Genomic DNA, 19,076 nt, shown 5'->3' with positions numbered 1-19,076 from the left:
GTCTGGCCTTGTGGAGTACGGTCGGTACCATCGGCAGCGAGGGTCTGGCCTTGTGGAGTACGGTCGGTACCATCGGCAGCCAGGGTTTGACCTTGTGGAGTGCGGTCCGAGCCATCCTGAGTGATCAGGCCTTTTTCTTTCAGGCGATCATTACCGCCTTCGGCGACGGTCTGGCTGAACACCGAGCGGCTGTCTTTCACTTGTGGAGTCGCCTGGTCAGCGGCAGGCAGGGCAAATGCGGTGCTGGCCAGCATCGAGAGGGTAAGGCTAAACAGTAATTGGCGTTTCATGATTATTTTGCTCCCTGGGAGGGCGAATAAGTGGGTACGAGAGCAATGCTACTCTCGATAAGTCGATATGAAAGTTCATAAACGCAATGGTAATAATCAACGGAATTGATTGTTTGCTGCAGAGGCTCTAGAACGGGCGTTTCCGGCGATCAGTTTTGCACCGTTGTGGGTATTTTCGACCCATCTGTGACGTGCAAAAGTGCGGGGCCGGTAACGCCGGGAGACTGGTCGGTCAGTATTGGACTGGGCGAATTCGGCGAAATCGGTCTTTCGATTAAACCTGCCGGGTTTTTATCAGTCGTAGACTTTATGACGGGCCGCTTCCGGCTCGCCGTTTCACCTGTGCGTCGCAGTCGGGCGCCCAGTCGTATCAGGAGCCCTGTGCAATGACGCGCACCCGTAAAATGCTTGTGTGGACCCTTTCCAGTTTCCTTACCTTGCTGGTGGTGCTGGTGCTGATCATCGTGTTCTTCGACTGGAACCGGATCAAACCGCCGCTCAACGCCAAAGTTTCCGAAGAACTGCACCGCGCTTTCGCCATCAACGGCAATCTGTCGGTGGTCTGGCAGCCAGAGCCCGATGAAAGCGGCTGGCGCGCCTGGGTGCCGTGGCCCCACGTGGTGGCCGAGGACCTCAGCCTGGGCAACCCGGACTGGTCGAAGCAACCGCAGATGGTCACCCTCAAGCGCGTCGAACTGCGTATTTCACCCTTGGCCTTGCTGGCGCAGCGGGTGGTGATCCCGCGTATCGATCTCACCGAACCGAATGCCGAACTGCAGCGCCTGGCAGACGGGCGCGCCAACTGGGCGTTCAAATTCGACCCCAAAGACCCGAACGCCGAGCCTTCCAGCTGGGTGGTGGATATCGGTGCGATCGGCTTCGACAAGGGCCACGTCACCCTCGACGACCAGAACCTGAAGACTCAGCTCGATCTGCTGATCGATCCGCTGGGCAAACCGATCCCGTTCAGCGATATCGTGGGCGACAAAGCCGCGAAAGCTACGCTGGAACAGGGCGCGGCGGCCCAGGACTATGCGTTCGCTCTGAAGGTCAAAGGCCAGTACCACGGCCAGAAACTCGCGGGCGAGGGCAAGATCGGCGGCCTGCTGGCCTTGCAGGATGCGGCCAGGCCATTTCCGCTTCAGGCCCAAGTGCAGATCGCCGACACCCATGTCGAACTGGCTGGCACCCTCACCGATCCGATGAACCTGGGCGCCCTCGATTTGCGCCTGAAACTGGCCGGTACCAGTCTGGGCAATCTCTATCCGCTGACCGGCGTCACCCTGCCGGACACGCCGCCTTATGCCACCGACGGCCATCTGATCGCCAGGTTGCACGAGGCGGGTGGCGCAGTGTTCCGCTATGAAGAGTTCAACGGCAAGATTGGCGAAAGCGACATCCACGGCAACCTGACTTACATGGCCAGCCAGCCACGGCCAAAACTCAGTGGCTCGCTGCTGTCCAATCAACTGTTGTTTGCTGACCTGGCCCCGTTGATCGGTGCCGACTCCAACGCTAAACAAAAGGCCCGTGGCGGTGACAGTAAACAACCGGCGGATAAAGTGCTGCCGGTCGAAGAGTTCAAGACCGATCGCTGGCGCGACATGGATGCAGATGTCGAGTTCACCGGCAAACGCATCGTCCACAACGAAGAACTGCCGTTCAACGACCTCTACACGCACCTGGTGCTTACCGATGGCGTGCTCAGTCTTGAACCGCTGCGCTTCGGTGTGGCGGGCGGCAAACTGGATGCGCAAATTCGCCTGAACGGCCACACCGATCCACTGGAAGGCCAGGCCAGGCTCACTGCGCGAGGCTTCAAGCTCAAACAGTTGTTCCCTGGCTTTGAGCCGATGAAAACCAGTTTCGGCGAACTCAATGGCGATGCTGATATCAGTGGGCGCGGCAATTCGGTGGCCAAACTGCTGGGCAGCGCCAATGGCAATCTGAAAATGCTCATCAACGATGGCGCCATCAGTCGCGAGTTGATGGAGCTGGCGGGTCTGAACGTCGGCAACTATGTGGTTGGCAAGATCTTTGGCGACAAGGAAGTGAAGATCAATTGTGCGGCCGCCGACTTTGGCATCCAGTCCGGCCTGGCGAGTACCCGCTTGTTTGTGTTCGATACCGAGAACGCCGTCGTCTACATCGACGGCACCGCGAACATGGCGACTGAACAGCTGGACCTGACCATCACCCCGGAATCCAAGGGCTGGCGCCTGATTTCATTGCGCTCGCCACTGTATGTGCGCGGCAAGTTCATCAAACCCGATGCCGGGGTCAAGGCCGTGCCGTTGATGCTGCGCGGAGCCGGGATGGTGGCGCTGGGCGTAATCGCCGCACCGGCAGCGGGGTTGCTGGCGTTGGTGGCGCCGAGTGGCGGTGAGCCGAACCAGTGTGCACCGTTGCTGGAGCTGATGAAGGCGGGCAAGGCGCCCAAGACCGTCAAAAACTGATCGCTGATCCGCGCACTGTATGCCCGGACAACAATGCCTCGTCACGCAGCCACGCAAAAAACGCCCGAACCGGTGGATGACGTTCGCGTCCCGGCACGCACAGTGCGCTGTAGCCGGCGCCATCGACCTGGATTTCCCCCCGGTACGGCAACAGCAGACCACTGGCCACACTTTCCGACACCAGAATATTGCTTGCCAATACCAGGCCTTGCCCGGCAATCGCCGCTTGCAGGGCGTAATGCTCTTCGTCGTATTCGCGCACGGCGGGCTGGCCGCTCAGCCAGGTTTCGCCAGAGCGAGCGCACCAGGCCTCCCAGCCGTGGGCATAGAGTTTGGAGTTGTGCCAACGCACGCTGATCAGCGTGGGGGGGCGACTCGACGCCAAGGCCACTTGTTCCGGCGAGCCATAGACACCGAAGGACTCATCGAACAGGCACTGGCCGTACAGGTTGGGGTAATCGTCGAGGCTGTAGCGCAGCACCAGATCGACACTGGCGTCTTGATGCAGATCGATGACTTCGCAGTGGGTATCGAGGCGCACGTTGATGTTCGGGTGTCGGGCGTAGAAACGTCCCAGGCGAGGCACCAGCCAAAGGGCGGCGAAGGCAGCGGTGGTGGAGATCGTCAGGCTCGCGCCACTGCGTTGCGGGCGCAGGGTGTCGACGCTTTGCGCCACCTCCAGAAAGGCACCGTGCAGGCTGTGAAACAACCTTTCACCACATTCGGTCAGGCGTACCTGACGCGGCAGACGTTCGAACAGCGGCACGCCGAGCCAGGTTTCCAGGGAGCGGATCTGGTGCGACACCGCCGTCGGCGTCACCGCCAGTTCTTCGGCGGCAGCCTTGAAGCTCAGCAGGCGTGAGGCGGATTCAAAGGCCCGCAGGGCGGTCAATGGCAGCGAAGCGAACATTGAAGACTCCATGGATGAAATCAATTCATCCCGACTGATTTTTGCTCATTTGAAGAGGAGCAGCTGCGAGCTTCAAGCTGCAAACCACAAGCCGTTTGAGTTTAGTCCTTGAGGAGGTTCAGATGAGTAAAATTCTTGCTGTTCATGCCAGCCCCCGTGGTGATCGCTCGCATTCGCGTCGTTTGGCCGAAGTGTTTCTGACGGCCTGGCAGGCCCGTCATCCACACGCGCAACTGACCCGACGCGAAGTCGGGCGGGCGCTGATACCGCCGGTCAACGAGGCATTCGTGGCCGCCGCGTTTTACCCCGAGCCCGCCGCTCGGCCGCTATCGATGCAGGCCGATCTGGCGCTCAGCGACGAACTGGTCGGCGAGCTGCTTGGCCACGATGTGTTGCTGATCTCCACGCCGATGCACAACTTCAGCGTACCGAGCGGGCTCAAGGCCTGGATCGATCAGATCGTGCGCGTCGGGGTGACCTTTGATCACACCCTGGACAACGGCGTGGCCCAGTACCAACCGTTGGTGCAGGGAAAAAAAGCCCTGATCATCACCAGCCGTGGCGGCTTCGGTTTTGGCCCGGGCGGTGAGCTGGAGGCCATGAACCATGCCGATACGTTATTGCGCACGGTGCTGGGTTTCATTGGCATCACCGATGTCACCGTGGTCGCCGCCGAGGGCGAAGAGTCCGAGGCGCGCACCTTTGAGGTCTCTGCCGCCGAGGCTGAACAGCGCTTGCTCGCGCTGGCCCGGGAGTTCTAGATGGCCTGGCTGTTTTTGCTGATCGCCGCCGGGTTTGAAGTCACCTTCGCCATGGGCATGAAGTACGCCGAGGGCTTCACCCGGCTCTGGCCTTCGCTGATCACTGTGGTGGCCGCTGTGGGCGGGATCTACTTCCTGACCCTGGCCATGCGCGAGTTGCCGGTGAGCATCGCATACCCGATCTGGACCGCCATCGGTTCACTGGGCACGGTGTTCCTCGGGTTCGCACTGCTGGGGGAAAGCCTGAGCATGATCAAGCTGGTCTCGGTCGGGCTGATCGTGGCGGGCGTGGTGGGGTTGAAGTAAGGCGGATGACATAGACTTGTCATCTTCGCTGGCGATGCTTGGCGGATGTCTTGCCTCCCGCCTTGCGTCTACTCCCGATCACAAGGATGTCCGCCAATGTCGCAAGGTTCCGCCCCGCGCTACCCGCTGGTGTTAGTCCCGGGAATGCTCGGATTCATCCGTCTGGTGCTTTATCCGTACTGGTACGGGATCGTCGAAGCGTTACACCGCGCAGGTGCGGTGGTGTTCGCGGTGCAGGTCTCGCCGCTCAACTCCACCGAAGTGCGCGGCGAGCAACTGTTGGCGCGAATTGAGGAAATCCTGCGGGAAACCGGGGCCGACAAGGTCAACCTGATCGGCCACAGCCAAGGCTCATTGACCGCTCGGTACGCCGCCGCCAGGCGTCCGGATCTCGTCGCATCGGTGACTTCGGTGGCGGGGCCGAACCATGGTTCTGAGCTCGCCGATTATCTGCACAAGCATTATCCCCATGACAGCGTCCGTGGTCGCCTGATCTGCTTTTTGCTGCGGATGGTCGGCGCGCTGATGGCATTGCTGGATACCGGTTACCGTGGGCCGAAGCTGCCGGTGGATATCCATGCGTCCCATCACTCCCTGACCAGCGCTGGCGTCGCGCTGTTCAACCAGCGTTATCCACAGGGCTTGCCTGAAACCTGGGGCGGTCACGGGCCGGAAGAGGTCAATGGTGTGCGTTATTATTCCTGGTCCGGCACCTTGCAGCCGGGCATTACCGATCGCGGACGCAATCTGCTGGACGGCACCAACCGTAGTTGCCGACTGTTTGCCAGGACCTTCGTCCGCGAAGCCGGACATTGCGATGGCATGGTCGGGCGCTACAGCTCGCACCTGGGGACGGTGATTGGCGATGAGTATCCGCTGGATCACTTCGATATCGTCAATCAGTCGTTGGGGCTGGTCGGCAAGGGGGCGGAACCGATCCGGTTGTTTGTCGAGCATGCTACTCGGCTAAGCGCGGCTGGACTTTAGACCGCGTTATCGTTCTTCGCGAGCAAGCCCGCTCCCACATTTGGAATGCATTCCCCCTGTGGGAGCGGGCTTGCTCGCGAAGGCGCCGGATCAGGCAACGCGGACCTTACGCCCCAACACCGTCGTCCAGCGCTCGGAAACAATCACCCCGCCCAACGTCAACACACCACCTACCAAGTGATACATCGCCAGTTGTTCATGCAACACCACCGCCGCTATCAATGCGGTGATCAACGGCAGCAAATTGAAAAACTGCGTGGTACGGCTTGGCCCCAAACGCACCACCGCCTGCATCCACGCCAGCGGCGCAACCATCGAAGCCAGCAGGCAGGCGTACAGCACCAGCGGAATGTTCTGCAGGGTCGGGCCGACTTTCGGTGAGGCGAGAAACAGCGGAAACAGCACCACCACGGCCACCAGCACCTGCAAATACAGGAGCACCAGCGGTGGCAGTTTCAGCTGCCATTTTTTCAACAGGGTGCTGTAGACCGCGTAGGCCAGGGTGGCGACCAGCATCATCGCGTCCCCCAGGTTGACCCCGTGCTCCAGCAATGCGCCCAGGCTGCCGGACGACACCACCACCAGAACACCGGCGAATGAGAGTACCGCACCCGCCAAGGCACCCATGGTCAGGCGCTGGCCGAGGCTGATGATCGCCATGGCCAGCGACATCAGCGGCATCAGCGACAGGATGATGCCCATGTTGGTGGCCGAGGTCAGGCTCGCGGCGAAGTACGCCAGGCTTTGATAAACGGCCATGCCCAGTACACCGAGGACAAAGATCTGGCCCAGTTTCGGGCGGATCAGCGGCCAATGGGCGAGCACGGGTTTGAGCATGAAGGGTGTGAACAGCAATCCGGCCAGCAGCCAGCGGTAGAAACCGATTTCGGCGGGGAAAATAGCCCCGGCCGACATTTTGGTGATCACGGTGTTACCGGCCCAGATAAAAATGGCCAGCAGGGGATAAGCGTATTGCATCGGGAAAAACCAGAACGTTAATGAAGGGCAATTATCCGCTTGTCTGGATGCAAGCCTATACTTCGATCCAGACAACCCGCCCCTGATGACAGACAGCATGAGCAATAGACACATCGACCTGCTGGATTTCAGCGAACTGCCGTCGGCGGTGTATTTCCGCTACGCCGATTTCGACGCCCACGAATACGCCGCACCCCATCGACATCCCTGGGGGACGCTGGAGTACGCAGCCCACGGCGTGCTGCACATGGACGTCGAGGGCAGCCGTTTCATGTCGCCACCGCAATACGCGGTGTGGGTGCCGCCGCAGATCGAGCACAGTTTCTACAGCCACCAACCGGTCAACTACCGCGCGGTGTGCCTGGCACCCAAGGTCTGCGCCGATCTGCCGCCGCGAGCGTGCACCCTGGCCATCAGCGACATTCTCAAGGCGATCCTCAAGGACTTTGCCGCCCGGGACGTGAAGATCCCGGAGCAGGCCGCCGACCAGCGTCTGGCCCAGGTATTGGTGGATCAACTGCAACAGGCCCCGGTGCACGAGTGCTACCTGCCCTATGCCAGCAGCTCCGGATTGCTGGGGATTCTGGAAGCATTGCAGGCCGATCCGGGGGATAACCGGCCCCTGTCGGAATGGGCCGCACGCATCCATGTCAGCGAGCGCACCCTGGCACGGCAGTTCGTGCGGGAACTGGGCATGAGTTTCGGTGAGTGGCGCCAGCGCCTGCGTTTTCTGGCCGCGATCGAAGCGCTGGATAGCCAGCGCAGCATTCAAGAGATCGCCTTCGACATGGGTTACAGCACCGGTTCGGCGTTTATCGCGATGTTCCAGCGCCAGGCCGGGTGTACACCGGAGCAGTATCGGCGCAGCCATCTGGAGAACAGGAAGGTGTAACAGGGGTTGTCTACACTCCAGTACGAGGCCGCGCCCCTCGGTGTGGCGACCAGGAGAAAACTCCATGAAGATGTTGCGTGCCCCTTTGTTGATGATCGGTTTGCTACTCTGCTCCCAAGGCTTCGCTGCCACTGCCCAACAGGAAAAGATGACCACCTGCAACGCCGACGCCACCGCAAAAAGCCTCAAGGGCGACGAGCGCAAAGCATTCATGAGCACGTGCCTGAAGGCTACTCCGGCGGCAAACGATGCCGGTAAAGCATTGACGCCGCAGCAAGAGAAAATGAAAACCTGCAACGCCGACGCCGCCACCAAAGCCCTCAAGGGTGATGAGCGCAAGGCGTTCATGAGTGATTGCCTGAAGAAAAAATAATTCACAGGGATCAACTCAGTCGAGTGTGGGAGCGGGCTTGCTCGCGAAGGCGGTGCCTCAAACAGCATTGAAGTTGACTGACACGACGCCTTCGCGAGCAAGCCCGCTCCCACATTTGATTGATGGTGATTTTCAGATATGTGTACGACGATCCGCGATGGGGCTCGCACTCGAGTGGCCACCCCACTAAGGTCGCCCCACACAATCCTAGTGCTCGCACCGGATCGCTGGCAGACTGCCAATCCTTTTTACGCCGTTCGTTTTTGAGGCTGTATGCCAACGTTTTCTCAGCGTCAAATTTTGCTGGTCATCAGCTGGGTCATCATTTTTGGCGGGCTGCTGCTGGTCCTGCCGCTGCGGTTGCTGCCGAGCCTGCTCGCCGGGTTGCTGGTGTTCGAACTGGTCAACATGCTCACCCCGCAACTGCAACGGTTGATCGAAGGCCGGCGCGCGCGCTGGCTGGCGGTGGCGTTGCTGGGGACTCTGATTGTCAGCGTGCTGTCGCTGATCTTTGCCGGTGCCTTCAGCTTCCTGCTGCACGAGGCGGAAAACCCCGGCGCTTCCCTCGACAAGTTCATGGGCGTGGTCGACCGCGCGCGCGGGCAACTGCCGCCGTTCATCGACGCCTATCTGCCGGCCAGTGCCGCTGAATTTCGCGTGGCGATTGGCGAATGGGTCAGCAAGCACCTCAGCGAGTTGCAGCTGGTGGGCAAGGACGCGGCGCACATGTTCGTGACCTTGCTGATCGGCATGGTGCTGGGCGCGATCATTGCATTGCAGCGCGTGCCCGACCTGACCAAACGCAAACCGCTGGCGGCGGCGCTGTTTGATCGTCTGCACCTGCTGGTCCAGGCGTTTCGCAACATCGTGTTCGCCCAGATCAAGATTTCCCTGCTCAATACCTTCTTCACCGGGATTTTCCTGGCGGTGATCCTGCCGATGTTCGGCATCAAGCTGCCGCTGACCAAAACCCTGATCGTGCTGACGTTCCTGCTCGGCCTGCTGCCGGTGATCGGTAATTTGATGTCCAACACCCTGATCACCATTGTCGGTCTGTCGCTGTCGATCTGGGTTGCCGTGGCGGCGCTGGGTTACCTGATTTTTATCCACAAGCTCGAATACTTCCTCAACGCGCGCATCGTCGGCGGGCAGATCAGTGCCAAGTCGTGGGAGTTGCTGCTGGCGATGCTGGTGTTCGAAGCCGCGTTCGGCCTGCCGGGGGTGGTGGCGGGGCCGATTTACTACGCGTATCTGAAGAGCGAGTTGAAGCAGGTGGGGATGGTTTGACCGGCTGCTGATCCCGCTGTTGATTCAATTGTGGCGAGGGAGCTTGCTCCCGCTGGACTGCGTAGCAGGCCCTCGCTTATTAGGGATAAGGGGGCCGCTTCGCGACCCAGCGGGAGCAAGCTCCCTCGCCACAGGGTTTCGGATCAGTCCATCGAGCCGTAACGTTTTGCAGCCTCGATCGCCAGACCGCTACCGATACTGCCAAAGATGTTCCCTTCCACATGCCGCGCCTTCGGCAGCATCGCCGAGACGCTGTTGCGCAACGCCGGAATGCCGCTCGAACCGCCGGTGAAGAACACCGTATCGACCTGATCGACCCGCACATCGGCGTTTGCCAGCAGTTGGGTGACGCTGTTGCGCACCCGCTCCAGCAGGTTGTCGATGGCCGACTCGAACAGCGCACGGCTCAAGTCCACGCTCAGGCCGGCTTCAATGCGGTCCAGTGGCACGTGGCGGTTGTCGGCGTGGGTCAGCTGGATCTTGGTTTCTTCCACTTCCATCGCCAGCCAGTGCCCGGCGCGCTGTTCGATCAGCTTGAACAGGCGATCGATGCCGCCAGTGTCTTCGATGTCGTAGCGCATGCTGCCCAGGGCCAGTTGCGATTTCTGCGAGTACACCGAGTTGATGGTGTGCCAGGTCGCCAGGTTCATGTGGTGGCTGGTGGGCATGTAGGCGCCGCTCTTCATCCGGCTGCCGTAGCCGAACAGTGGCATCAGGCCGGCCAGCGAGAGTTGTTTGTCGAAGTCGGTCCCGCCGATGTGCACGCCGCCGGTGGCGAGGATGTCGTCCTGGCGGTTATCCACAGCGCGACGCTCCGGCGACAGGCGTACCAGGGAGAAGTCGGACGTACCACCGCCGATGTCGACGATCAATACCAGCTCTTCTTTCTCGATGGTCGACTCGTAGTCGAATGCCGCGGCAATCGGTTCGAACTGGAACGAAACTTCCTTGAAACCGATCTTGCGGGCCACGTCGATCAGGGTGTCTTCGGCTTCCTTGTCGGCCATCGGATCGTCATCGACAAAGAACACCGGGCGACCCAGCACCACTTCTTCGAATTCCCGACCGGCGGCGGCCTCGGCACGGCTCTTGAGCTGGCCGATGAACAGCCCGAGCAAGTCCTTGAACGGCATCGCCGTGCCGAGGACGCTGGTGTCGTGCTTGATCAGCTTGGAACCCAGCAGGCTCTTGAGCGAGCGCATCAGGCGGCCTTCATAACCTTCCAGATACTCGTGCAGCGCCAGTCGGCCGTAAACCGGGCGGCGTTCTTCGATGTTGAAGAAGACCACCGACGGCAGGGTGATCTTGTCGTCCTCCAGCGCGATCAGCGTTTCCATGCCGGGGCGCAGCCAGCCGACGGTGGAGTTGGACGTGCCAAAGTCGATACCCACGGCACGGGCTGGAGATGCGTTGTTCATGTCTTTCAGGTTCCGGTTAAAAAACGGCCGCGCAGTGTATGCCAGTGCGCGACAGATTCGAAGGCCGGTTATCTGCTAAATCTCGCCTGACGATCCTTGAAAGACGAAGCATCACCCCCAAACTACCCTGCATCAACCGGACAGCCGAGGGAGAGCTCGCAAGAAGCCCCGCCTGCTGCCGATAAACTTCTGCCGCGCCGCCCGGTCACAAACTTGAGATCGGTCAGACCAATGGCTGCAAACAAGCGCATGCTGTGGCCCGTGGCGCGATTTGATAACGGATGGTGATTCCCGCGATGGACTTCAAAGACTATTACAAGATTCTCGGTGTGGAGCCGACCGCAGACGATAAGGCGATCAAGGCCGCCTATCGCAAGCTGGCGCGCAAATACCACCCCGATGTCAGCAAGGAAAAGGATGCAGAGGCGAAGTTCAAGGACGCCTCGGAAGCTTATGAGGCATTGAAAAGCGCCGACAAACGCGCTGAATACGATGACTTGCGCCGCTATGGCCAGCACGGCCAGCCGTTCCAGGGACCACCAGGCTGGCAAAGCCGTGGCGGTTTCGGTGGCGGCGGTCAGGACACGGGCGATTTTTCGGACTTTTTCAGTTCGATCTTCGGCAACCGTGGGCCTGGGTTTGGTGGTGGAGGACAGTCGCGTCGCAGCACCGGACGTCGAGGGCAAGACGTGGAAATGGAACTTGGGGTTTTTCTCGAAGAAACACTGTCGACCGAATCGAAGAAGGTCACCTTCCAGGTGCCGCAGTACAACGCGGCCGGCCAGCATGTGAGCAACACCAGTAAAAGCCTGAACGTGAAGATCCCCGCCGGCGTGGCCGACGGCGAGCGTATTCGCCTCAAGGGGCAGGGCGCTCCGGGTGTGGGTGGCGGGGCCAATGGCGACCTATACCTGACGATCCGTTTTGCACCGCACCCGAAATTCGACGTCGAAGGCGAGAACCTGATCATCACCTTGCCACTGGCACCGTGGGAGCTGGCGCTGGGCGCCGAAGTCGCCGTGCCGACCCTGACCGGCAAGATCAACCTCAAGGTGCCGGCCGGCAGCCAGAATGGGCAGCGCATGCGCGCCAAGGGCCACGGCCTGATGAATAAGGCCGGTGAGCGCGGTTACCTGTTCGTGCAATTGAAGGCCGTGATGCCGAAAAAATCCGACGATGACATCAAGGCCCTGTGGCAGGAGCTGGCGAAAAAAGCCGCGTTCAACCCGCGAGAGCATTTTTGATCCCTTAGAACCAAGGAGTCACTGACAATGAGCAGTCCCCTGATCGTTCAACTGGACATGGCAGAATTCTGTGAGGCGACCGAGCTGTCGGACGCCTACGTGATCGAAATCGTCGAACACGGCATCCTTGAACCTCAGGGTGCTCAGCCCAAGGACTGGGTTTTCAACGACTACGAGCTGACCCTGGCCAAGCGCGCGGCCAAGCTGCGGCGCGACCTTGACCTGGAATGGGAAGGCGTCGCCCTGGCGCTGGACCTGCTCGAAGAAGTCCAGCAACTGCGGGCCGAGAACCGCATGCTCAAGCAGCGATTGGGGCGGTTGTTGGTGGAGTAACTCAAAGAGTGACACCCACCCTGTGGCGAGGGAGCTTGCTCCCGCTGGGCTGCGCAGCAGCCCCAAAAATATCGAGTCAGCACATTTCAACAGGTTCAGCGCAATTGCAGGGCTTGCGACCGCTTCGCGCTCGAGCGGGAGCAAGCTCCCTCGCCACAAAAGCCGCCCCTCAGCAAGCGTCTAGACTTTCCTCGGCAACACCACGGTAAACGTCGTGCCATCGCTCTCATTGGAGCTGACTTCAATCGTTCCCTGATGGGCGTCGACCACTTCCTTGACGATAAACAGCCCCAGTCCGAGGCTGGTAGAGGGCTCGCCGAGTTCTTCGCTGGCGCTGCGCACCAGCGGGTCGAAAATCGTCGGGATCGCGTCGACGGGAATCGGGGTGCCGTCGTTGTGCACGGTCAGTCGAACGCTGTCGGCCTCGCCCTTGAGGGTCAACGTCACTTCACGTTTGCTTGAGCCGTGCTGCAAGGCGTTGCCGATCAGGTTTTGCAGCATCTGATCGAGCCTGCGCGGGTCCCAGATGCCGCAGGTGTCACCCTGTACATCAAAGTTTGGATCGCATTCCGGTTGACCGGCACAGGCCCGGGCAATCGCTTCCCGCGCCGCTTCGGCCAGGTCCATGGGCGTCGCCTCGACCGGCAGGTGTTTGCCCAGGCGGCTGCGCACCAGTTCCAGTAAATCCCCGACCATCACTGCCAGGTGCCCGGTGCTGCGCTGGATATTGATCGCGCACCTGAGCGCATCACCTTCCAGCGCGGTTTTGCGTAGCAGTATTTCGGTGGACATGCTCACCGCCTGCAAGGGGGCGCGCAGGTCATGGCCGAGGATTGCCAGAAAAATGTCCCGCGAGCGGTTGACCTGTTCGGCGTAGGTGGCGGTGGATTCGGCAAGGGCTTCGTCGATGGCCTCGTTGAAACGAATCATGTCCTGGAAGTAGACCAGGTCAGGCGATTGCAGGCTGTCGACCCACAGGCGAATCACACAGGCGCGCAAATGACGAAATTCGCTGGTCATCTGCACCAGATCAAAACCCACGGTATGGCGCAATTCGCCATGGCTGGCGCCGGCCTGGTCCAGGCTCGGGGTTTTTTCCGGTCCTTCGCCGCGTGCCTTGGCGGCTTGTTCACTGGCGGTTTGCGGCTTGGTCATGTCGCGCGCGGCGGCTAGCAGGATCGATTTTGCGTGGTCGCGCAGCGCGGCGCGATCCATGGTTTCTGCGGCGGGGGTGATGGTTTTGGCGAACTGCTCCCATTCATCGACGATGCGATCAACGTGTAACACGATGAAGTCGGATAGGCGCATGGCGAGTTCCTGAGCTGGAATCGATGGGCAGCGATTCGAATAGTAGTCTTTTTGACGGAAAAAACACGACCGCTCATGCTGACGCACAGATGGCTGATTGTAGGGAGGTATTTATATATCGTCGGCACCTTGATTCTCGAACGGTCCGGCACTTTCAGCCCGTTCGTCGAACAGTTATTTGGTCTTTTGTTTTAGGCCATGACGAATAAGCTGTTTGCTTCTTATTGGCAGTGATAAACACATGTCTGATTTGCAGGGAAGCAACTCAATGAGCACGTCTGAATCGTTACAGCCTGATAACAACGGCGTTCATTACGCTCGTGTACTCGGAGCGATACCTGAAGCCATCAAAAATGCCTCGGTGTCCCGATTGAATTCACTTCAAGGGTTAAATCCGGTGGTGCCCGACTGGTACAACAGGGCGCGACCAGTCGATCGCCAACGCCTCAAGCAATTAATTGAAGAACGCTGGCATTGGCAAGGCGTGCTGGACAAAACGCTGGGTAACTTGCAGCAGGACATCAAAGTCTTTGCCGAACCCCGGGTCGAATCGCTGTTGCGGTCAAACTTCAATACCAGGGCAAAAGCCAACGAACTGACCGTACAACTTGAAGTGCCAAGCAAGATTGCCCTTGTTATAGATACAGGTGCCACGCGCATCCGTCAGTCCACGTTGCTCGAAGCGGCATTGCATAACTTCGAGGCGTCTGAAACCGTTGAGGGTGCTTGGCGTAATGGTTCGGGTATTTACCGCAAGGAGCCACGTCGAGGCCTTGTGCACATTCCGGAAATATCCCTGCCAAAATTTGCCTCTTTATGCCGAAGCCTGAACATCGGCGAGCACTATCAGCAACACCTTAAATCCATCCTGTTTCCGCCCTCGGAGCAGGCGCAGCGTGCCTTGCAGCAAGATTCAATTGCCAGCGACAAAGCAGCTTTTCATGTCGCGGCACTGATAGCCCGATTAAAGGGCGATATCAGCGATCAGGCCTACAATAGCCTAGGGGGAATACGTGAAGATCGTGGCGACATCAAGCTCTACGACCAGCCCTTGCACTGCCACCGTTTAACGCTGATGGGCTTCAAGTTGACCGGCATTGTACTGTTCAGTGCTGTCGGCGAACCGTCGACAATCAAACAAACCATTGAAGCATTAACCCCCGCGACGTTGAAGTTCTGGATTGACTTGTCTCACCATGTCCCTTACTTGCCTGGACAGAAGCACGAGCAATACAAACTGTTGCAAGCGTTCTTTGCCAATGGCCCGCAGGGTGTGATCGAGGAGGGGCTGCGCAGGGACGATATTTATCAACAAAGTCGTTTGTCTGGCCCATTGATCGCTTATGTTCCGGAAGATCCTGAACATCCGTTAAAGGAATACCCGTCGCTGACCGCGTTCATGACCGAGCTGATCGGGCAATTGCGCGGTACCGACTATCAAGCCTTCTTCAGCCGCTTTCTGGCACAGCAGGACAAGGGGCTTTTTCTGGCTCGGGTCAAAGAACGCCTCACAACGTTCACCTTGCAACAACGCGAGCCTCTGGATATGGGGCCGTGGTGGCGTGAGACTGCAATCGAGAACCCCAACGCTGAACCCATCACCAATCTCATTACCGATAATCTGTGGCAAGTCCTGTTTATCGAGCGCCGCCATAAAATCATGGCCGATGCCCGGCTCATTGCCGTGCCCACCGACGATGAGGATGCGACAGCCCGCTTCAAGCGCTTGACCAGCTACCTGTCGATCGGCTGGAACATCTTCAACTTCACCGCGATGCTGATACCGGGGTTGGGTGAGGCCATGCTGGCCATTATGGTTGCGCAAATGCTCGCGGAATTGGGCGAGGGTGTCGAAGACTGGAGTAAAGGCGATAGAGAACAGGCCTCGAGGTACATAAACGGAGTATTGATCAATTTTGCGCAGTTGGCGCTCATGGGGGCCGGGCATGTCTTGCCCACCGCGACGCCCGTTCCGGTCAGCGTCTCGCCCTTTGTCGAAGGGCTCAAGCCAGTGGAGTTCAACGGTCAGGAACGGTTGTGGAACCCGGACCTGCGGCCCTATGAACGGCCCATCACCTTGCCCGAGGACGCACCGGTCAGCGAACTGGGTTTTTTCCGGCATCAGGATCAGGAACTGCTTCGACTCGATGACACTTACTATGGCGTGATGCAGGACCCAGACACCGGACAATACCGTCTCCAGCACCCGACCCGCCCTGACGCGTATCAGCCGCCGCTGGAGCATAACGGTAGCGGCAGCTGGAAGACTGAACTCGATCAGCCACTGGAGTGGGACAAGCGCCGGTTGCTCCGACGCCTGGGAGCTTCGGTGGATAATTTCTCCGAGGACACTCTGGAGCAAGTATCCGTCGTCAGTGGTGTGCACGAAGACGTATTGCGCAGACTCCACGTAGAGCACGAAACGCTGCCCGCGTCGTTGATCGACACGATCAAACGCTTCACTGCCCACGCTGACGCCGAAGCCTGTGCGGAGCGGGTTTTAGGTAACCGGATCGATGCCGAATGGGCCGATTTTGTGCCGCGTTTCATGACTGAATGGCGGGGTTGGCCCGAAGGCAAGGCCATCGAAGTGTTCAACGGTCCGGATCTGTCGGGCCCCTCGATCAAGGAGGGTTTTGGCAGCGCACGGCCAGAGCATACGTTGCAGATGACTCGGGCAGAACTTGTCGCCGGGCAGTTACCGGAACGTGTGGTCGCGTTCCTTGATGAGCACGAGTTGCATGAGGTTCTCGGTGGTTGGCTGGGCGGGGATCGCCAGGCACGCATTCAGGCCGTGCGGGAATTGTTTGGCAGACAGGCAGGGAAATTCAGAAAAAAATTGTTCGACAGCCTTTATTCCCGGCGGGAATATTCGACTGACCCACGAGTGCAGCAGCTCAAGAGTGTTTATCCGGATCTGTCCACCAGCATGGCCGAGGAGGTGCTGCGCCATGCAAAACCTGCGGATTTGCAGCATTTGAGCGAGAAGCAGCGTGCTTCTCTGAACCTGGCGCAATGGGTGCGGCAAGGGCAGCAGCAGGAGCGCCTGGCTCGCGCCTATGAGGGGCTTTACCTCGAAAAACTCTACAACGCCGATACGACCCGGCTGATCCTTCATTCGCTGGAGTCGCTACCAGGCTGGCCGAAAGATCTACTGCTGGAAATTCGAGAGTTCGGTTCCCAGGGCCGGTTGAGCGACAGTATCGGTCCGGCGGATGCACCGATTCGTAAGGTGCTGATTATCGGGGACGATGGTCAATTCGAGACACGGGACGAACTCGATCAACACCTGCACGGTGAAGACACTCTGTATGCCGCGGTACTGCACGCGTTACCCGATGCCCAGCGCACGGCCCTGGGCTTTGATATCCATGAGGCTGAACGGCTGGAAAACCTGATCAAGGCGCATCCGTTGGCACGCGACCGTTTTGCTCCCGTGCTTTTGGACAATCCTGTTCTCAAGCCCTCGTACGACCCGGCTGTCATGCGTCTTCGTGGTGGCATGCAAGGTTATGCGCAGCAAGTACCACACGGCTTGGGGCTGCGTCGCCGGGCCCGCTCGCTGTACCCGGGATTCACACAAGCGCAAGTCGAAGCGCTGCTGACGGGGTTCACTCATGACGGTGGCTCGGTGCATGCGGGTCTCGGAGCATTGGAGGCGGAGTTCAACCAGTTGAACCGGGCGTTGCAGCGCTGGCTGAACTCACCCACCGATGCCTTTCGACTCAGTGCGCAGGGGACGGCGCAGTGGCAGTCGCGAAACCAGCTCTATAAAGCAATCAAACAATGCTGGCGCCGAACGGGACCAGCCGGGGCCGAGGCCCCGGGTGTGGTACTGCCCCAGGCACTGCTGCTCAACGATGTACCGATGATGGGGCGACACCTGGCGACCCTGCCAAAGCTGGAGGCCAACTTTGACCATGTGACCGTGCTGAGCCTCGCCAATGGCGAACTTGATTCCGGCCATGAGTCTTTCCTGGCGCCTTTCCGCCGGGTCAGGCAAATAAACCTGCATGGCAACCGGCTGACTACCTTTCCGTCGGTGCTTAGTGAAATGCGCCATCTCACCGATCTGTACCTCCCTGATAACCGTATCGAACTGGACGTACTGGCGGTCGATCGCCTGAAAAAAATGACCCGTCTGCGATCTTTGGACTTGAGTGGAAATCCGTTGAAACTCGCCCCTGATGTCAGTCAGATGCCGGGCCTGCAGACGCTTCAGTTGAGTGAAACGGGCCTGGACAGCTGGCCGGTGGGGTTGTTTGCCCAGCCGCGGCCACACAATATTTATCTGGATCTGCGCAACAACCCGATCACCCGGATACCGGATGTCGCTCCCGGTTCATTTCGCGCCGAGTTGTTGGCGCGCACCGTGATCAGTCGAGAACCGCGTTGGCTGTCGCCGCAGAGTCTGGACACCCTCAGGTTATACATCGAGTCCGTCGGCATGGACCCCGAACGCCCTTATCCACCTCGGGGAACGCTCGACAGTGTGGAGTGGATACAGGGGCTGACGGAATCGCAGTGGCTCGCAAGGCAAGACATCTGGTTCAAGGTCGAAGACGAATTCGATTCGCTGGCGTTCTTCAATGAGATCCGCAAGCTTACTCAGTCTGCCGACTTTACCGCCGGGGGTGACTATCGTACGGACTTGACCGCCAAGGTCTGGCGGATGCTTGAAGCCATGGCCGAGGACAGTGAGCTGCGGGTCAGGTTGTTCAACGAAGCCGCTGCACCCACCGAATGCGTGGACGGCGGGACACAACTGTTCAACGCCATGGGAGTGCAGGTATTGATCCATGAGGCTTACGCCCTGGGGCCTGTGGACCTGATCGAAGCGCAGCTGCTGGAGCTGGCGGTGGGCAAGTCCCGCCTCGATGAACTCGGTGCCATCGCCCGCCAGCGAGTCGCCGCTCGGTTGTCAGAGGGTGAGCGATTCCGGCGGGTCGATGAGCTTGGAAATGTCACGGGTACGATTGACGAGGTGGAAGTTCATTTGGCTTACATGACCGATCTGGCCGAGCGCCTGGACCTGCCCTGGCAGGCCCGAGGCATGCAGTTTCGCAAGATCGCCGGGGTGAGCCGGCAGATGATCGACGCAGCGTTCGAACGGATCGTGGCGCTGGAGGAGGGCGATTTACTGGTGGATCGGCTCCTTGACCAACCTGTCTGGATGACCTGGCTGGAGTCTGCACACACCGAAGAGTTGCACGGGCTGAAACGGGAAATGGATGCCACCATCGAGCTGCAGGATGCCTTGCAGCGTCGTCTCGAAGAGGCTGCGCTGGCGCCGCAGGCAAGGGCCGATCTGGAGGCCGAGATCGAAGCGCTCTGTCGTAAGTTGGGCAAGAGCGAAGACGACTATGCCAACGGTCGACTCATGAGTGACGACGAGTACGTCCAGGCGTTGAGTGATATCGATCAGCGGTTCAAGCAACGGGTGCAAGCGCTTACCCGACAAGCGATGGAGCGGGTAAGGCTACCAAGGCTTGAGAGGCCCTTCAGGCAGTAAGCAAGGCCACAACAAAAGGCC

Annotated in this window: 14 protein-coding genes and 1 pseudogene; 10 read left to right on the top strand and 5 right to left on the bottom strand. The window is 59.6% G+C overall.

Annotated features, from left to right (window positions below):
• Positions 1 to 290: pseudogene (locus PMI28_RS04890) on the bottom strand (hypothetical protein); the annotation flags it as partial.
• Positions 291 to 676: 386 nt separating this feature from the next.
• Between PMI28_RS04890 and PMI28_RS04895 the strand changes: the two are divergent.
• Positions 677 to 2,746: an AsmA family protein gene (locus PMI28_RS04895; protein ID WP_007990875.1), complete on the top strand. Its 2,070-nt coding sequence runs from the start codon at positions 677 to 679 to the stop codon at positions 2,744 to 2,746.
• Here the strand turns inward: PMI28_RS04895 and PMI28_RS04900 are convergent.
• The gene (locus PMI28_RS04900; protein WP_162130421.1) at positions 2,736 to 3,668 is read right to left on the bottom strand and encodes a LysR substrate-binding domain-containing protein; all 933 of its coding nucleotides are present in this window, start codon (positions 3,666 to 3,668) and stop codon (positions 2,736 to 2,738) included. The two genes, PMI28_RS04895 and PMI28_RS04900, sit on opposite strands and share 11 nt — an antisense overlap.
• 110 nt (positions 3,669 to 3,778) lie before the next feature.
• Here PMI28_RS04900 and PMI28_RS04905 point away from each other — a divergent pair, with 110 nt between their 5' ends.
• The 3 genes from PMI28_RS04905 (at position 3,779) to PMI28_RS04915 (ending at position 5,710) form a co-directional block, all read left to right on the top strand.
• A complete protein-coding gene (locus PMI28_RS04905; RefSeq protein ID WP_007990872.1) occupies positions 3,779 to 4,417 on the top strand; it encodes an FMN-dependent NADH-azoreductase in 639 nt (212 codons plus the stop codon).
• Positions 4,418 to 4,723 carry a DMT family transporter gene (locus PMI28_RS04910; RefSeq protein ID WP_007990870.1) on the top strand — a complete coding sequence of 102 codons (306 nt, stop codon included), beginning with the start codon at positions 4,418 to 4,420 and terminating at the stop codon, positions 4,721 to 4,723. It begins immediately after the preceding gene.
• 96 nt (positions 4,724 to 4,819) lie between these two features.
• Positions 4,820 to 5,710, top strand: coding sequence for an esterase/lipase family protein (locus tag PMI28_RS04915; protein WP_007990869.1), 891 nt, complete (start codon positions 4,820 to 4,822; stop codon positions 5,708 to 5,710).
• A gap of 90 nt (positions 5,711 to 5,800) precedes the next feature.
• Here the strand turns inward: PMI28_RS04915 and PMI28_RS04920 are convergent, their stop codons facing one another.
• Positions 5,801 to 6,688, bottom strand: a complete 888-nt coding sequence (locus PMI28_RS04920; RefSeq protein ID WP_007990868.1) for a DMT family transporter — start codon at positions 6,686 to 6,688, stop codon at positions 5,801 to 5,803.
• Positions 6,689 to 6,785: 97 nt separating this feature from the next.
• Here PMI28_RS04920 and PMI28_RS04925 point away from each other — a divergent pair, with 97 nt between their 5' ends.
• The 3 genes from PMI28_RS04925 to PMI28_RS04935 all read left to right on the top strand — a co-directional run bounded on the left by PMI28_RS04925 (position 6,786) and on the right by PMI28_RS04935 (position 9,240).
• On the top strand, positions 6,786 to 7,580 hold the full coding sequence (locus PMI28_RS04925; protein WP_033063568.1) for an AraC family transcriptional regulator: 795 nt from the start codon (positions 6,786 to 6,788) through the stop codon (positions 7,578 to 7,580).
• Positions 7,581 to 7,644: 64 nt separating this feature from the next.
• Positions 7,645 to 7,953, top strand: a complete 309-nt coding sequence (locus PMI28_RS04930; RefSeq protein ID WP_007990866.1) for a PsiF family protein — start codon at positions 7,645 to 7,647, stop codon at positions 7,951 to 7,953.
• Between the two features lie 273 nt (positions 7,954 to 8,226).
• Positions 8,227 to 9,240 (top strand): AI-2E family transporter, encoded by a 1,014-nt coding sequence (locus tag PMI28_RS04935; RefSeq protein WP_007990865.1) that lies wholly within the window; start codon positions 8,227 to 8,229, stop codon positions 9,238 to 9,240.
• A 143-nt stretch (positions 9,241 to 9,383) separates the two neighbouring features.
• On the opposite strand, the gene PMI28_RS04940 is transcribed toward PMI28_RS04935, so the two are convergent.
• Positions 9,384 to 10,658 (bottom strand): Hsp70 family protein, encoded by a 1,275-nt coding sequence (locus tag PMI28_RS04940; RefSeq protein WP_007990864.1) that lies wholly within the window; start codon positions 10,656 to 10,658, stop codon positions 9,384 to 9,386.
• 296 nt (positions 10,659 to 10,954) lie between these two features.
• Here PMI28_RS04940 and PMI28_RS04945 point away from each other — a divergent pair, with 296 nt between their 5' ends.
• Both PMI28_RS04945 and PMI28_RS04950 read left to right on the top strand, forming a co-directional pair.
• On the top strand, positions 10,955 to 11,902 hold the full coding sequence (locus PMI28_RS04945; protein ID WP_007990863.1) for a DnaJ C-terminal domain-containing protein: 948 nt from the start codon (positions 10,955 to 10,957) through the stop codon (positions 11,900 to 11,902).
• Between the two features lie 27 nt (positions 11,903 to 11,929).
• A complete protein-coding gene (locus PMI28_RS04950; RefSeq protein ID WP_007990862.1) occupies positions 11,930 to 12,235 on the top strand; it encodes a chaperone modulator CbpM in 306 nt (101 codons plus the stop codon).
• A 180-nt stretch (positions 12,236 to 12,415) separates the two neighbouring features.
• Here PMI28_RS04950 and PMI28_RS04955 read toward each other — a convergent pair whose 3' ends face one another.
• On the bottom strand, positions 12,416 to 13,543 hold the full coding sequence (locus tag PMI28_RS04955; protein ID WP_007990861.1) for a sensor histidine kinase: 1,128 nt from the start codon (positions 13,541 to 13,543) through the stop codon (positions 12,416 to 12,418).
• 268 nt (positions 13,544 to 13,811) lie between these two features.
• On the opposite strand from PMI28_RS04955, the gene PMI28_RS04960 reads away from it, so the two are divergent.
• Complete coding sequence (locus tag PMI28_RS04960) at positions 13,812 to 19,055, top strand: NEL-type E3 ubiquitin ligase domain-containing protein (RefSeq protein ID WP_007990860.1); 5,244 nt, start codon at positions 13,812 to 13,814, stop codon at positions 19,053 to 19,055.
• Positions 19,056 to 19,076: the final 21 nt, after the last annotated feature.

Origin of the sequence: Pseudomonas sp. GM48, assembly GCF_000282335.1 — a bacterium.
Classification (GTDB): domain Bacteria; phylum Pseudomonadota; class Gammaproteobacteria; order Pseudomonadales; family Pseudomonadaceae; genus Aquipseudomonas.
The sequence above is the reverse complement of the archived record's forward strand: the minus strand, read 5'-3'. Positions and strand labels throughout refer to the sequence as shown.